This is a genomic window from Castellaniella sp. (assembly GCF_034675905.1).
Lineage (GTDB): Bacteria > Pseudomonadota > Gammaproteobacteria > Burkholderiales > Burkholderiaceae_B > Castellaniella.
Genome location: NZ_JAUCCV010000009.1, coordinates 167740 through 183687, shown reverse-complemented (window position 1 = coordinate 183687; position 15948 = coordinate 167740). Strand labels below are relative to the sequence as shown.

The 15948-nt window shown below is 63.4% G+C and carries 13 protein-coding genes; 5 read left to right on the top strand and 8 right to left on the bottom strand.

Annotated features, from left to right (window positions below; genetic code table 11):
* The first annotated feature begins 24 nt into the window (after positions 1–24).
* The 3 genes from VDP79_RS09655 (at position 25) to VDP79_RS09645 (ending at position 3561) form a co-directional block, all read left to right on the top strand.
* Entirely contained in the window at positions 25–561 is a 537-nt protein-coding gene (locus tag VDP79_RS09655; protein ID WP_323017995.1) for a TRAP transporter small permease, read from the top strand.
* A complete protein-coding gene (locus tag VDP79_RS09650; RefSeq protein ID WP_323017994.1) occupies positions 558–1835 on the top strand; it encodes a TRAP transporter large permease in 1278 nt (425 codons plus the stop codon). Before VDP79_RS09655 ends, VDP79_RS09650 begins: the two co-directional genes overlap by 4 nt.
* Before the next feature lie 91 nt (positions 1836–1926).
* Positions 1927–3561 carry a methyl-accepting chemotaxis protein gene (locus tag VDP79_RS09645; protein WP_323017993.1) on the top strand — a complete coding sequence of 545 codons (1635 nt, stop codon included), beginning with the start codon at positions 1927–1929 and terminating at the stop codon, positions 3559–3561.
* Here VDP79_RS09645 and VDP79_RS09640 read toward each other — a convergent pair.
* Positions 3558–4688: a tellurite resistance/C4-dicarboxylate transporter family protein gene (locus VDP79_RS09640; RefSeq protein ID WP_323017992.1), complete on the bottom strand. Its 1131-nt coding sequence runs from the start codon at positions 4686–4688 to the stop codon at positions 3558–3560. The genes VDP79_RS09645 and VDP79_RS09640 overlap by 4 nt on opposite strands.
* 99 nt (positions 4689–4787) lie before the next feature.
* Here VDP79_RS09640 and prfB point away from each other — a divergent pair.
* Together prfB and lysS are read left to right on the top strand one after the other, a co-directional pair.
* A protein-coding gene (prfB, locus tag VDP79_RS09635) for a peptide chain release factor 2 (protein WP_323017991.1) occupies positions 4788–5892 on the top strand; the annotation gives its coding sequence in 2 pieces (ribosomal slippage) (positions 4788–4868 and positions 4870–5892; 1104 coding nt in all).
* A 71-nt stretch (positions 5893–5963) separates the two neighbouring features.
* Positions 5964–7481, top strand: a complete 1518-nt coding sequence (gene lysS, locus VDP79_RS09630) for a lysine--tRNA ligase (RefSeq protein ID WP_323017990.1) — start codon at positions 5964–5966, stop codon at positions 7479–7481.
* 72 nt (positions 7482–7553) lie between these two features.
* On the opposite strand, the gene iscA is transcribed toward lysS, so the two are convergent.
* From iscA to VDP79_RS09595, 7 genes are all read right to left on the bottom strand, one after another.
* A complete protein-coding gene (iscA, locus tag VDP79_RS09625; protein ID WP_323017989.1) occupies positions 7554–7877 on the bottom strand; it encodes an iron-sulfur cluster assembly protein IscA in 324 nt (107 codons plus the stop codon).
* 27 nt (positions 7878–7904) lie between these two features.
* On the bottom strand, positions 7905–8291 hold the full coding sequence (locus VDP79_RS09620) for an iron-sulfur cluster assembly scaffold protein (protein ID WP_323017988.1): 387 nt from the start codon (positions 8289–8291) through the stop codon (positions 7905–7907).
* Positions 8291–9511, bottom strand: a complete 1221-nt coding sequence (locus VDP79_RS09615) for an IscS subfamily cysteine desulfurase (RefSeq protein ID WP_323017987.1) — start codon at positions 9509–9511, stop codon at positions 8291–8293. Before VDP79_RS09615 ends, VDP79_RS09620 begins: the two co-directional genes overlap by 1 nt.
* A gap of 16 nt (positions 9512–9527) precedes the next feature.
* Entirely contained in the window at positions 9528–10043 is a 516-nt protein-coding gene (gene iscR / locus VDP79_RS09610; RefSeq protein WP_323017986.1) for a Fe-S cluster assembly transcriptional regulator IscR, read from the bottom strand.
* A 182-nt stretch (positions 10044–10225) separates the two neighbouring features.
* Positions 10226–13288 (bottom strand): efflux RND transporter permease subunit, encoded by a 3063-nt coding sequence (locus tag VDP79_RS09605; RefSeq protein WP_323017985.1) that lies wholly within the window; start codon positions 13286–13288, stop codon positions 10226–10228.
* A gap of 11 nt (positions 13289–13299) precedes the next feature.
* Positions 13300–14427 (bottom strand): efflux RND transporter periplasmic adaptor subunit, encoded by a 1128-nt coding sequence (locus VDP79_RS09600; protein WP_323017984.1) that lies wholly within the window; start codon positions 14425–14427, stop codon positions 13300–13302.
* The gene (locus tag VDP79_RS09595; RefSeq protein ID WP_323017983.1) at positions 14424–15887 is read right to left on the bottom strand and encodes an efflux transporter outer membrane subunit; all 1464 of its coding nucleotides are present in this window, start codon (positions 15885–15887) and stop codon (positions 14424–14426) included. Before VDP79_RS09595 ends, VDP79_RS09600 begins: the two co-directional genes overlap by 4 nt.
* Positions 15888–15948 lie beyond the last annotated feature (61 nt).

The window sequence follows — 15948 nt, the reverse complement described above, 5'->3', positions numbered from 1 at the left end:
CTCTGAATCAAGGAGTTCCCTCTCATGTTGAAAAACTGGCTGGAACACATCGAGGAAAGCCTGATCGCCTTTCTGCTGGCGGCCATGACCGTGGTGACGTTCGCCCAGGTCATCGCGCGCTACGTCTTCAACTACAGCTTTGTCTGGGCGCTCGAGCTGACCATGTATTTCTTCGGCGCCCTGATCTTTCTGGGCATCTCCTACGGCGTGCGCGTGGGCGCGCACATCGGCGTGGACGCCTTTGTGCGCCTGCTGCCGGCGCGCGCCGCCCACCGCCTGGCCATCGCCAGCACGGTGCTGTGCATAGCCTATGCCTTCATCGTGCTCTACGGCAGCTGGATCTACGTCAGCAAGATCCACATGATCGGCATCATGGCCCAGGACCTGCCCATCCCGCAGTGGGTCCCGCGCGTGGTCATGCCCCTGGGCTTTGCCTTGCTTATCTACCGATTCGGCGAGGTGCTCTGGCACCTGATCAAGGGCGATCACGCCTCGCTGCTGGGCGACGAGGTCGCCGATGCCATGAAGTACCGTAGCGACGACGCGGGAGAACAAAAATGACCACCATCGCACTGTTCATCCTGTTGTTCCTGTTCATGTTCATGGGCCTGCCCGTAGCGGTGGCCCTGGGGCTGTCGTCTCTGCTGACCATCATGGCCTTTGGCACCGACTCGCTGGCCTCGCTCTCGCTCAAGCTCTACGAGACCTCCGAGCACTTCACGCTCATGGCCATCCCCTTCTTCATCCTGGCCGGCGCCTTCATGACCACCGGGGGCGTGGCCAAGCGCATGATCCGCTTTGCCATCGCCTCGGTGGGCCACCTGCACGGCGGCCTGGCGATCGCCTCAGTCATGGCCTGCGTGCTGTTTGCCGCCGTCTCGGGCTCCTCGCCCGCCACGGTGGTGGCGGTGGGCTCGATCGTGATCGCCGGCATGGTGCGCGCGGGCTATTCCCAGTCCTTTGCTGCGGGCGTCATCTGTAACGCCGGCACCCTGGGCATCCTGATCCCGCCGTCCATCGTCATGGTGGTCTACGGCGCCGTCACCGAAACCTCGGTGGGCGCGCTGTTCATGGCCGGGGTCATCCCCGGGATGCTGCTGGGCCTGGTGCTGATGGTGGCCATCTACATCGTGGCGCGCGTGCGCAAGATGCCCCGTCAGCCGCGCGCCAGCCTGGGCGAGGTCAGCGCCGCCGCGCGCGACTCGATCTGGGGGCTGCTGCTGATCGTCATCATCCTGGGCGGCATCTATGGCGGGATCTTCACCCCGACCGAGGCCGCCGCCGTGGCCGCCGTCTATGCCTTTTTCATCGCGGTGTTCGTCTACCGCGACATCGGCATGACGCAGGTCCCCGAGGTCCTGATCGACGCGGCCAAGGTGACCATCATGCTGATGTTCATCATCGCCAACGCGCTGCTGTTCGCCCACGTGCTGACCACCGAACGCATCCCGCAGGCCATCGCCGAGCAGATCATCGCCTGGGACATGAGCAGTTGGCAGTTCCTGATCGTGGTCAACATCCTGCTGCTGGTGGCCGGCGCCTTCATGGAGCCGACCGGCATCATCCTGATCCTGGCCCCGATCCTGTTTCCGATCGCCATGGAACTGGGCATCGATCCGGTGCACCTGGGCATCATCATGGTGGTCAACCTGGAGATCGGCATGGTCACCCCGCCGGTGGGCCTGAACCTGTTCGTGACGGCCGGCATCACCAAGATGAGCATCGGTCAGGTCATCCGCGCCGCGCTGCCCTGGCTGGCGTTGCTGCTGGTCTATCTGGTCTTCATCACCTACGTCCCCATCATCAGCCTCTGGCTGCCCGGACTGTTCGGCTAAGCGCCTGACATATGGGTGTCACATACGACACCCATAATCCCTGCGATGCCTGGGCCATCCGGCCCAGGCCTTCCTGCCAGGGGATCCACGCATGCGGCCTGCGTTCACACTGAAAAGCCGATTCATCCTGTTTCTGACGCTGCTAGCCCTGTGCACGGCCCTGGTGCTGGGCGCCGTGCTGCATCTGCTACGCACGACAGACTCTTTGCAGCACACGGAATCTGCGCGTTACCAGGCGACCCAATTGGCCACCCGCTACCAGGCCCTGACCGACGCCTTGACCCGCAACACCATGGCATTCGTCGGCAGCGAACAGCCGGAATTCGAACAGCGACACCAACAGGATCTTGCCATCCTGACGGGGCAAGCGCCCGATGCCCAAGGCATCCAGGCCGATACTATGACGCGTTTTCGCGGCGCCGGTTTCGATGCAGCAGAACTGAGCCTGATCGAAGACGCAAACGCTCAGCTGCTGGCGCTGACCCAGATCCAGCGAGAGGCCATCGGCACCGCCAAGGGCGAACTGGATGACGGCAACGGCGGCATCAAGATCGCCCTGCCTAACGCCATGCTGGCCAAGGCTCTGATTTTCAGCCAGCAATACACGGACACCGAGGCTGCCATCAGAGCGCTGATCAACGCATTCGATGCCCGACAATCCCAGCGTCTGGCGCACCAAGTCGACAACGCCGCCACTGCCGGACAATCCGCAGGCTATACAGCCATCGCCGCCGTGCTGGCGCTGCTGCTCTCCAGCATGGCGGCCCTGCTCAGCCTGTACCGATCCATCAAGCGCCCCCTGGATCAGGGCCTGGTACTGGCGGGCCATCTGTCCGCCGGCAATCTCACCATCGGCATCGAACAAACCGGGCGCGACGAAATGGGCAGGATGATGGCGGCCCTGGAAAACATCCGCACCGGTCTGAATCAAACGCTCTGCGAGGTCTCTGATCATTTCACCCGCGTGGATGCCAGCGCCGGCCTGCTGACATCGAGTCAGGACGCCGCTTTGCAGGACAGCCACGCGCAGCGCCAGATGGCCAGCCAGGTATCGGCCGCCATGCACTACCTGGACGACACGGTCAGGCAGAATCACGACCGGGCGCTGGAAGCGCGGCGCCTGAGCGAATGCAGCGACCAGCAGGCCAAGACCGGCTCTGACAGCGTCGCCCGGCTAAGCCAGGCCATTTCAGGCATCACTGAAGACGGCTTGCATGTCGAGGCCGCTGCTCGGCAGATCGGTGAAATCGCCTTCCAGACCAATCTGCTGGCGCTTAATGCCGCTGTCGAGGCCGCTCATGCCGGCCCGCATGGCCGGGGATTCGCGATTGTGGCTGCGGAAGTCCGATCCCTGGCACAACGCTGCCATGCCGCCGCCGACACCATTCACACCGCCATCGCGCAAGCCGTGCGCAACAGCCGGCAAGGCGCCCGACTGGCTGCCGAGGCGCAGCAAGCCATGAGCGCCGTCGTCACGGCCACGCACCGCAGCAGCCAGATCATGGACGAGGTCACCGCTGCCACCGACCAGCAGGCGCGGGCGATCCACGAAACCGCTCAGGCCGCCCGCCTGCTGGAAGCCATGGGCGCCCGCAGTACGGCCCATGCGGAAGACACTGCACAGGCCGTCGCCGAACAGGATTCGGGGATCAGCAGACTGCGCCGCACCTTGGCGCAATTCCAGCTGGATGCAGGGGCTGGCGTGATGATCGAATACGCCGACTAAACCCGCCCTGACGGTTGCCGCCTGAGCCGCAGCACGGACCGCACCATGCCGATGAACGTCACCAGCCAGGCGAACAGGGCCACATGCAGGAAAATACGCGGCATGCCGGCCAGGAAGCCGAATTCCATGGCAAGATTCATCTGCCAGGTACTGGCGGCGTACATGCCCAGCGGAAACACGGCGCCCCAGTACAAGGGGTCATACTGAAAGGGAAAGCGCTGGAAGCCATAGCGCCAGATCCCCAGCAGCAGCAACATCGGAATCCACCAGGACCCGGTCGCCCAGTAAAACACGGTGAAACCCTTCAAAAACGGCAGCAGCGACACCAAAAAGGGCGCATCCGGGGCATTCAGGATCAACAAAGAACCCGCCAGCGTCGAGATCGCCATCGCCCCCATATTGATCCAGTACGGCGGCGACAAGTCATCCGGGGAAAAGCGGAAAAACACATAGCGGTAGAAAATCAGCGACATCATCCAGATGTACAGCATGCCGCCCCACAACCACATGGACAAAGCCATCAGGTTCAGTTCCAGGCGATACGGCTGCCCGATATGGGTCGCCAGCAGCGCGCTGGAGACAGCCAGCGACTGGGTCGCCACCACGGCCAGCAGCCAGCCGCCGCTGATGCCCTTGTCCAGGGTGGGCTTGTCGGTCTTGACGGTAAAAGCGGTGAAGATGGTATAGATCAACCCGATCCATAGCACAACGGCCAGCAGCCACAGGACGAAACCCGCGCGCGGCGCGTCGACCTGCACGAAGCATTGGCTGGCCAGCACGCCGGTCGCCGCCACCGCCGTGAAATAGCCCGGCCCGCGCAGATGACTGACCATGTCGCCGAAAAACTGCCGGGGGTGATAGACCGCCCGCAGCACATACAGCACGCACAACACGCCATACTGCAGCACGTTCAACAGGAACAGCGCCCGTGCGACCAGCGGCTGGCCCATCATATGGGCCCCCAGGGACACGATACCCGTCGCCATCACCAGGCCGAAATAAGCAGGCGACAGATCCCGCAGCCGCCCATCCAGCCCGCCGATCACGCGCGCTCTTCGGTCCAGCAACGCCGTGCCGGCGCGCGGCGCCGGCACGCCCGCATTCCCGCCCTGTTCCCCTTCATCCATGCAGCTCTCCTTGGTGCTTCCACGCCGGTATCGATACCGGCGTCCTGGCGCGTTAAAATGGTAGATTATCTTCGCAGTATCAGAAAAAAGGAAACCCGCATGGAAGCCGAACGCCAGAACCAGATCAGCACCCACATCGAGGACTATCTGGAGCGCCAGGCCATTCTTCGGAGGTATCTTTGACTACGATACCAAAGCCGAACGCTTGATCGTCGTCAATGCCGAACTCGAAAGCCCCGACGTCTGGAACGACCCCACCCACGCCCAGGAACTGGGGCGCGAAAAAAAATCCCTGGAAACCATCGTCCAGACCCTGACCGAACTGGAACGCGGCCTGACGGACGCCCGCGACCTGTTCGAGCTGGCCAGCGAAGACGATGACGATGCGACCCTGCAGGCCATCGAAGCCGATTGCGCCGCCCTGGGCGAACGTCTGGAGGCGCTGGAATTCCGCCGCATGTTCAACAATCCAGCCGACGCCATGAACTGCTTCATCGACATCCAGGCGGGCGCTGGCGGCACCGAGGCCCAGGATTGGGCCTCCATGCTGCTGCGCCAGTACCTGCACTACGGTGAACGCAAGGACTTCAAGGCGGAAATCCTGGAAGAATCCGAAGGCGAAGTCGCCGGCATCAAATCGGCCACGATCAAATTCGAAGGCGAATACGCCTACGGCCTGCTGCGCACGGAAACCGGCGTACACCGCCTGGTGCGCAAAAGCCCCTTTGATTCCTCCAACGGCCGCCACACGTCCTTTGCCAGCGTGTTCGTCTATCCGGAGATCGATGATTCCTTTGAAATCGAGGTCAATCCGGCTGATCTGCGCATCGACACCTACCGCGCCAGCGGCGCCGGCGGCCAGCACATCAACAAGACCGACTCGGCGGTGCGCATCACCCATAATCCCACCGGCATCGTCGTGCAGTGCCAGAACGACCGTTCCCAGCACCGCAACCGCGCCGAAGCCATGCAGATGCTGAAATCGCGCCTGTATGAACTGGAAATGCGCAACCGCATGGCGGAACAGCAGAAACTGGAAGACGCCAAAAGCGATGTGGGCTGGGGTCACCAGATTCGCTCTTATGTGCTGGACCAGAGCCGCATCAAGGATCTGCGCACCGGAGTCGAAATCTCCAACACGCAGAAAGTCCTGGACGGCGACCTGGACCCCTTCATCACCGCCAGCCTGAAACAAGGGGTCTGAGCCCCCAGCCACGCCCAGGCCGGGCTGGCGTCCCCGCCCGGCCCTCTTCCACGACTTACAGATCTTCCGACATGACCGCGCAGACCGAATCCCATACTCCCGATGAAAACCGCCTGATCGCCGAACGGCGCGCCAAGCTGACCAGCCTGCGCGACGCCGGTCCCGCCTACCCCAACGATTTTCACCCCGACACTCACGCCGCCACCTTGCACGAGGACTGCGGCGCACTGGACGCCGACGCCCTGCAGGACCTGAACCGCCGCGCCTGCGTGGCCGGTCGCATGATGCTCAAGCGCGTCATGGGCAAGGCCAGCTTCGCCACGCTGCAAGACGCCAGCGGCCGCCTGCAGCTGTACCTGGACCGGGGCGTGCTGGGCGACGACATCTACGCGGCTTTCAAGTCCTGGGATATCGGCGACATCGTGGGCGCCGAGGGACAGGTCTTCAAGACCCACAAGGGCGAACTGTCGCTGCGCGTGGAATCGCTGCGCCTGCTGTCAAAATCCCTGCGCCCCCTGCCCGACAAATTCCACGGCGTCGCCGACCAGGAACTGCGCTATCGCCAGCGCTACGTGGACCTGATCATGACGCAGGAAACGCGTCAGACCTTCCTGGCCCGCAGCCGCATCGTCACCGCCATCCGCCAGATCATGTCGGACGCCGATTTCCTGGAAGTCGAAACCCCGATGCTGCACCCGATCCCCGGGGGCGCCGCCGCCAAACCGTTCACCACGCACCACAACGCGCTGGACATGGACATGTACCTGCGCATCGCGCCGGAACTGTATCTGAAGCGCCTGATCGTGGGCGGCTTCGAACGGGTCTTCGAGATCAACCGCAATTTCCGCAACGAAGGGGTCAGCCCGCGCCACAACCCTGAATTCACGATGATGGAATTCTATGCGGCGTACACCGACTACCGCTGGCTGATGGACTACACCGAGTCCCTGATCCGCGAGACGGCGCTGCGCGTCTGCGGCACGACGGATCTGAACTACCAGGGCCAGCCACTGGACCTGGGCCGCGCGTTCGACCGCCTGACCATCACCGAAGCCATCCTGAAATATGCGCCGGCCTATACGGCCGCACAGCTGCAGGATGCCGATTTCCTGCGCCAGGATCTGCGCCGCCTGGGCGCCGACGTCAACGGCCCGGTCCTGGCCAACGCAGGACTGGGCGCCCTGCAATTGGCCCTGTTCGAGGAAACGGCGGAAGCCCAGCTCTGGCACCCGACCTTCATCATCGACTATCCGATCGAGGTCTCGCCGCTGGCCCGGGCATCCGACACCCAGCCCGGCATCACCGAACGCTTTGAACTCTTTGCCTGCGGCCGGGAAATCGCCAACGGGTTTTCCGAGCTGAACGACCCCGAGGACCAGGCCGCCCGCTTTCAGGCCCAGGTTGCAGCAAAAGACGCCGGTGACGAGGAAGCCATGTACTACGACGCCGACTACGTGCGCGCGCTGGAATACGGCATGCCGCCCACGGGCGGCTGCGGCATCGGCATCGACCGCCTGGTCATGATGCTGACCGACAGCCCCAACATCCGTGACGTGATCCTGTTCCCGCACCTGCGGCGCGAAGACTGATCCTTTGCCGCACCCAGCAAAAAGGCCGGTTTCATCAACCGGCCTTTTTGCTGGACTGAACGCGATGCGGCGTCAGACCGTAAACGATTCCCCGCAGCCACACGCCGCTTTTTCATTGGGGTTGCGGAAGCGAAAGCCTTCGTTCAGGCCTTCTCGGGCGTAGTCCAATTCGGTCCCCTGCAGATATGTCAGGCTGTCAGGCGCGACGTACAGCCGGGCGCCGAACTGCTCGAAGATCTGGTCTTCGGCCATCGGATCGTCCACGTATTCCAGCTGGTAGGACATGCCCGAGCAGCCGGATGGTTTCACGCCCAGGCGCAGGCCCAGGCCCTTGCCGCGTTTTTCCAGATGGCGCCGGATGTGATCGGCTGCCTGTTGTGTGAGTGTGATTGCCATGATGACCTCGACAATAAAAACCGGTGTTCAGGAATGCTTATCAGTATAGTCCGCGACGGCCGCGCGAATGGCGTCTTCGGCCAACAGGGCGCAATGCAACTTGGCGGGCGGCAGATCCAAGGCCTGGACGAAATCCTGGCTGTGGATGGCCAGCGCCTGATCCAGGCTGCGGCCTTGCAGCCATTCGGTCGCCAGCGACCCGGCCGCAATGGCCGCACCGCAGCCAAACGCGCGGAAACAGGCTGATTCGATAGCCTCGCCCTGCAGACGGATCTGCAGTTTCAGCACCTGGCCCAGGGCCGGAGAGCCGACCAGCGCCGTGCCCACCTGACGGTCCTGCGGATCGAAAGACCCGACATGGCGCGGATGCAGGTAGTGATCCAGGACCTGCGGCCCGTACGTCGGCCCCGCCATTACAGCACCCCCGCCCACGTTTCCAGGGCGCCCTGCTGGCGCATTTCCCACAAGGGCGAGAGTTCGCGCAACCGTTGGATCTGTGCACGCAGCAGCGTCACGGCCAGGTCGATCTGTTCCTGCGTGGTATAGCGGCCCAGCGTCAGGCGCAGAGAACTATGCGCCAAGGGGTCGCTGCGCCCCAACGCCCGCAGCACATAGGAGGGTTCCAGGCTGGCGGACGTGCAGGCCGACCCGCTGGAGACGGCCAATTCAGGAATCGACATCAGCAAGGCCTCGCCTTCGATATGAGCGATGCTGACATTCAGGGTATGCGCCACGCGATGATCGGGCGCCCCGTTCAGGTAGATATCGGGCAAATCTTTCAAGCCGTCCCACAGACGATCCCGCATAGCCCGAATGCGGGGGATTTCCTGATCCATGAGTTCGGCCGCCAGGGCGTACGCCTGGCCCATGCCGACGATCTGATGCGTAGGCAAAGTGCCGGACCGCATGCCGCGTTCGTGGCCGCCACCGTGGATCTGCGCCTCCAGGCGCACACGGGGCTTGCGCCGCACATACAGCGCCCCGACGCCTTTGGGGCCATAGGTCTTATGGGCCGACAGGGACATCAGATCGACATCCAGGGCATTGACGTCGATGGCGACCTTGCCGGTGGCCTGCGCCGCATCCGTATGAAACAGGACACCCTGTTCCCGACACACGGCCGCCAGCGCCGCGATGTCCTGGATGACGCCGATTTCATTGTTCACCAGCATGATCGATACCAGAATGGTATCGGGGCGCAAGGCTGTCCGCAGCACCTGAGGATCGACCAAGCCATCGGCATCCACGTCCAGGTAGGTGACCTGGAAACCGTGCTGTTCCAATGCCTGGCAGGCATCCAGCACGGCCTTGTGCTCCGTGCGCATGGTGATGATGTGCCGCCCCCGCGCCGCGTGGGATCCGGCAACGCCTTTGATCGCCAGATTATCGGATTCGGTCGCGCCCGAGGTCCAGATGATTTCACGCGGATCGGCATGGATCAGACCAGCCACCTGGGCGCGCGCCTGTTCCACGGCCTCTTCGGCATCCCAGCCCCAGGCATGGCTGCGCGAGGCCGGGTTGCCGAAACGCTCGGCCAGCCAAGGCAGCATGGCTTGCACCACGCGTTCGTCCACCGGCGTGGTAGCCGAATAATCCAGATAGATAGGGCGATCTGCTGACAGACCTTGCGACATTGAGACTCCAGAACAATCAGGCGGAAACGGGCTCCTGGGTATTGCTGGCGACGGGTGTGATGGGAATCGTCGGGCGGCCGCTGCGCAGCTGCCCTGATTCCTGCCATTCCCGCAGACGCTGCTGATCGACCAGATCCTGCAGCGACACCGAATCCAGGTATTCCAGCATTTTACGACTCAAGGTCGCCCACAGGTCATGCGTCATGCATTTCCCCGAACGGCCATTGCGTCCGATGTCGCAGTTTTCCTTGCCGCCGCAGCTAGTTGCGTCCAGCGGCTCGTCCACGGCAAAGATGATATCGGCGACGGACAGGTCGCGGGCATGGCGGGCCAGCATGTATCCCCCGCCCGGCCCGCGCACGCTATCCACCAATTCATGGCGCCGCAGCTTGCCGAACAACTGTTCCAGATACGACAGGGAAATATTCTGTCGCTCGCTGATGGCGGCCAATGTCACCGGGCCGCTGTGGTGGCGTAGAGCCAGATCGATCATTGCCGTTACTGCGAAACGCCCTTTGGTCGTCAAACGCATGATGAAACCCCTTTTGGTTCTGAATCAAATCACACGGGAAATTTATACCCGACTATTAAAGTCAAGTATAGCTTAGTACCCGACTAAAACACTCAGATTTAAGGGCATAGTATGCAAATCATTGACCAACATCAAGTTGAGGTTTTTAGTGAATGCGGGCGAGTAAACCGCGGCGACGCAGGCTAGCGGCGGGACGGCCTCGCCAGCCCAGATCCCGGCGTGAAACGCTGAGCAAGATCGTCCAATACGGCATAGAACACCGGAACAAACAACAGACTCAAGAACGTCGAGGTGATCAGACCGCCGATCACGACAATGGCCATTGGTGCGCGAAAGCTCGGATCGGCGCCCAAGCCCAGCGCAATGGGCAGCATGCCAACGCCCATCGCCAGCGTCGTCATCACGATGGGGCGCGCACGCTTATGGCAGGCATCCAGCAATGCCTCGTGCCGCGACATGCCGTGATCACGGCGCGCCATGATTGCATATTCCACCAATAAAATGGAATTCTTGGAGGAAATCCCCATCAGCATGATCACCCCGATCATGACGGGCATGCTGAGATTGGTGCCGGTGGCGAATAAGACCAGGATCACCCCAGGCACCGCTAACAACAGCGCTCCAAGAATCGTCACCGGCTGCACCCAGGCACGAAACAACAGCACCAGTACGATGTAGATGCAGGCCACGCCGGCGCCCATCGCCAGCAGGAAACTCCGGCCCAGTTCGTTGGACGTTTCCGCCTCGCCAATGTCGTTCCTGAACAAACCGGGAGGCAGATGCGACAGGCTGGGCAAGGCGGCGACGCGCTGCTGTACATCGCCCAGCGCCTGACCGTTGAGCTCGATCTCGAAGTTCACATTGCGCCGGCGATCAAGGCGGCTGATCTGCGCCGGTCCGCTGGCAATCGTCATCTCGGCCACATGGCTCAGCGGCACGGGGCCGCGAGCGCCCGGCACCGTGAGCTGGCGCAGCAAGACGAGGTTATGCGTCGCATCATCGGGCAGTCGCACCACAATCGGCACCTGACGCTGGTCCAGATTCAGCTTTGGCAGAAATTGCTCATAATCGCCCAGAGTAGCCACCCGCAACGTCTCTGCAATCGCATCGGTGCTCACGCCCAGATCGGCTGTGCGGGCCGTATCCGGACGCACAATCAATTCCGGCCGCTGCAAGCTCGCGCTGCTGATCACCTGGCCGATGCCCGCCAGACCGCGCAATTCCTGCTCCACCCTGGCCGCATGCTGCGCCAGCAGGTCGCTATCCTCGCCGGAGAGCACCAAGGTATAGACCTCATCCACGGCCACCTTGATGCGTGCGCCCGCCACATCCAGCAAACGGGAACGCAGTTCGCGCTCGATGAGCTGCTGGCTCTGGCCTGGGCGCTCTTCGCGCGGCGTCAGGTTCAGCGTCAGATTCGCCATGCGCGCTTCGGCTGCGTTGTGCACCGGGCTATCTCCGGCGCTACCGCCGCCGACAGCGGTATAGACCATGGTCACCTGCGGATGCGCGGCCACGGCTGCACCCACCTGATCAGCGACAGCGCGCGTTTGTTCGAAGGTGCTGCCCGGCGGCAGCTCGACGCTGACGCGGGTCTGGCTCACGTCAGCGGGCGGCATGAAGTCGCTTTTGATCGCGCCCGTCAGCAGCGGCATGCAACTGGCGATGCTGAAAAACGCCACGATCGCCAGCGTCGCGCCCTTGTGCGCGAATGCCCAGTGCGCAGCCTTCAGATAGGCTGGCATCCAGAATGGTTCGACATGGGACCGGGCCGGCTTCTTCAACCAATAGGCCGCCATCATGGGCGTGCACAGCCGGGCCACGACAAGCGAAAAGAAGACCGCGATGGACGCGGTCCATCCGAACTGCACGAAGAACTTGCCGGCCAGGCCATCCATGTAGGCAGTGGGCAGGAAGACGGCAATCAGTGCGAAGGTGGTGGCGATCACCGCCATCCCGATCTCATCGCTTGCTTCCCGCGCGGCCTCCAGCGGATCCTTGCCCTGCGCCAGGTGGCGCATGATGTTCTCGATCTCGACGATGGCATCATCCACCAGGATGCCCACCACCAGCGATAGCGACAGCAAGGTGACGACGTTCAACGTGAACCCTAGCCATTGCATGAACAGGAAAGTGGGGATGATGGACAGCGGCAGCGCCACGGCGCTGATGAACGTCGCGCGGATGTCGCGCAAAAAGAGTCCCACGACAAGCACCGCCAGCAAAGCGCCTTCCAGAAGCAGCGACATGCTGCCTTCAAAGTTCTCCACAACCGGATCGACGGCGTTGAATGCTTCGGTCAGTTCAAGATCCGGCTGCTCGGCTTTCAATGCGGCGAGCGCCTGGCGCACGCCGTCGGCCACATCCAGGTCGCCCGCGCCCGTGGTGCGCAGGACCTCGAAGCCGACGACCGGATTGCCGTTGAGAAAGGCGGCGCTACGGCGCTCGGCCACGGTATCGGTCACGGTGGCCACTTGGTCCAGGCGCACGACACGACCATCCTGCAAGGGAATGGCAATCGCCGCCAGAGCCGCCGCCGAGGGTGCCGCAACGACCGCGCGTATCGTCTGCTCGCTGCTACCCAGCCTGATGCGACCGCCAGGGGCCTCGCCTTGCATCTGGCCGAGTCGGCGTGACACATCAGCCGCGCTCAGGCGCAATGCCAGCAGTCGATCGGGGTCCAGTTCCACGCGGACTTCACGGTTGACGCCACCGACACGGGTGACGGCTCCAACGCCGGGAACGGCCAGCAGACGCCGTGTGATCTGGTCATCGACGAACCATGACAAGGCTTCCTCATCCATGCGTGACGAGGCCACCGTATACGTCAGAATCGGGGCATTCTTGAACTCTACTTTGCTGATGACGGGGTCACGCAAGGCGGCAGGCAAGTCCGCCCGCACACGGGCCACAGCAGCCCGCGTATCGTCCAAAGCTTCCTGAGGGGGCTTCTCCAGGCGGAACTCAGCCGAGACCGTGGCTACGCCGTCCTGCACCGTCGTATGCAAGTGCCGCAGCCCCTTCATGGTGGCCATGGCATTCTCCAGCTTGCGCGCCACCTCGGTTTCCATTTGGGCGGGCGCCACGCCCGGCAAGCTGGCCACGACCGTCACCAGGGGCAGGTCGACGTCCGGGAAATTCTGGATTTTGGCGCCGCCGAATGCGAATAGCCCCGCCACCGTCAGCAGGGCAAACAGCAAGATAGTCGGCACAGGATTGCGAATCGACCAGGCTGAAAAATTCATGACCGCCCTCTTCAGCGCACCGTGTCGGAGGATAGTGTCGCAGCGGTCGCGGTGACACGCACCGTCACCCCATCCGCCAGGAAGCCGACCCCGGATTCAACCACAGCGGCGCCGGCAGCCAGTCCTTCACGGATCTCCACCTGATCGCCGCGCCTTGCGCCCAGCATGACTTTCTGCTGCCGCACCCTGTCACCCTCGATGCGGAAGACATAGCTGAAGCCGTCGCGCAGCAGGATGGCGGTTGCGGGCAGCGCCAGCACCGCATGCTGATCCAGTAGAAACTCGCCTCGGGCAAACAGCCCGGCCCGCACTCGAGCGGCGGGCTTGAGATCCACGTACACGATGCCGGTACGGCTTTGCGGATCGACCTGTGGTGAGATGTTGCGCACACGGCCTTCGACAGTCCGCGTGCCGTCCAGCGTGACCCGTACGGCCTGACCAGGCGTCACGCGCGCAAGCTCCGGCCCCGGCAATTCGGCACGCCATTCAAGCCGACCCTGGCGCTGCAGGCGCATGATTTCTTCCCCTTGCTGAACGAGCGCACCCTCCACCGCAGGTCGCAAGCTGATCACGCCGTCATCCGGCGCGCGCACCTGGGTGTAGGCCAGCCGCAACGCATCAGCCTGCACGCGTGCGCGGGCCGCAGCCAGACGAGCTTGCGCTACGTCGCCGGCTACCAGCGCCCGGTCGATAGCCTGTGCAGACAAGACCTCGGTACCCTGCAAGGCACGGGCGCGATCCGCCGCACGGCCCGCCTCCGCAGCAGTGGCTTCGGCCTCTCGAAGCGCCGCACGGCTGATGTTCAGATCGGCCTCAAGCGTGCCGGGACCAAGCTGCGCCAGAAGCTGTCCTTGCGTTACCCGGTCACCGATATCGACCAGCAAGCGCGACAGACGCCGCCCGCCGATCTCAGCGCTGATCACGATTTCCTGCCAGGCGGCAATGCCGCCAACAGCGTCCAATGTTTGTGGCCACCGCTGCGCGGTGGCCAAGGTGCGCTTGACCGTCAAGGCAGGCGGCACCGCAGAGGACGATTCAGAGACAAGAGGAGCCGTATCACGCATGGCCACGAACAGAGCGGCGCAGACAATGGAAAGGGCCGCAGCGGTGGCCGAAAGATAGGCGAAACGATGCTTCATGACTGAGCGGCCAGTTGATCGATGGCATCCGGATCGACGTTCCAACCGCCACCCAGACTGCGGTACAGGCGGAACCAGGCCCTGGCCTGATCCGCCTGCGCGGTCAGCACATCATCGTGAGCAGTCAGCGCATTGCGTTGCGAAGCGACGCGCTGAGGGCCGCTGTACAGACCAGCCCTCGCCTGCAAAACGGCACGTTGGGCCATGCCTTGCCATTCGTGCGCCACTGTCTCGGCTTCGCGTCTGCGATCACGAGCAGCAACCATGCGCTCCAACGCTTCCTCGACCTCGGCGACGGCGGTTTGCCACTTCGACTGCAGCGCCGCCGCCGCTTCATCGATCGACGCCTGTGCGGCCCGGCCTTGGGCCCGGCGCCTTCCACCATCGAAAAGTGGCAATGTCAGACTCGGGCCGATCGACCAGAGAGAACTCAGTGTGCTCATCCCCCCCACACTGAGGCGCGCTTCACCGGCCAAGGCGCCCAGACTCAGCTGCGGATACCGTTGAGCATCCACGCCGCGGTAGTGGGCCTGCGCCGCCAGCCAGCGCTGATGGGCAGCAGCCACATCAGGACGCTGCGCCAGCAACTGCGCCGGCAGCGCGTAGACTTCGAATCCAGGGACGCTGGGCAGCCCACGGCGCGGCCAGGCCCAGGCTGTGGGCAAGGCGGCGGCCTGCAGCTCAAGCGCCAAGGGGGCCGCCGATATGCCCAGCAGCAAAGCCAGTCCCTGCAACGCCACCTGCGCCTCTGCCCGTTCGGCATTGCGGCGGGCCGAAGCCAACGCAGCATCGGCCTGCAGCAAGGCGACATCATTTGCACTGAAGAGACCGGCCGCCTGCTGCCGGCGGCCCCAGGCAAGCAGCTGCGCCGCCAATAAGCCATCGAGTGCAGCGATTTCCTCGCGCGCCTGTGCCAAGCGCAGGTCCAGATAGGCCCCGGCGACATCGGCTGCCAGCGTCACCCGTGCCGCATGCCAATCATATTGCGCGGCATCGGCCCGCGCCGCTTGCTCATCGGCTGCAGCGCGCTTGCCGCCAAAGAGGTCGATCTCCCAACTGGCATTGAATCGGGCGTCCGACTGGGTGGAAACGCCCGGAATGCTGTTGAGGTTCTTGCCACGGCTGGAGGTGGCGTCGAGGTCAACTGTCGGCAGCAGGTCGGCGCGGGATTCGGTGACCATAGCACGCGCCCGCCGATGCCTGGCGGCAGCCACCCGCAGATTCGGGTTGGCTGCCTGGGCGCGTTCAATCAGCGAAACAAACAAGGGATCGGAGAATGCCCTCCACCAGTCGGCAAGCGCCACTGTCGACCCGCCATGAGGCAAGGGCGCGCGCCACGCCTCGGGCAGATCAACGACCGCCGGAGCGCGCACCGGCATACCCGTGCATGCGGTCAGCATCAGGATCAGACCACTGGACAGCGCCAGGAAAGATAGACGAACACTCAGACAGAGGCTCATTTGAATGGGATGATGGCGACTGTTTTCAAGGGACTCTCCTGCGATGAACACGCATTCCTAA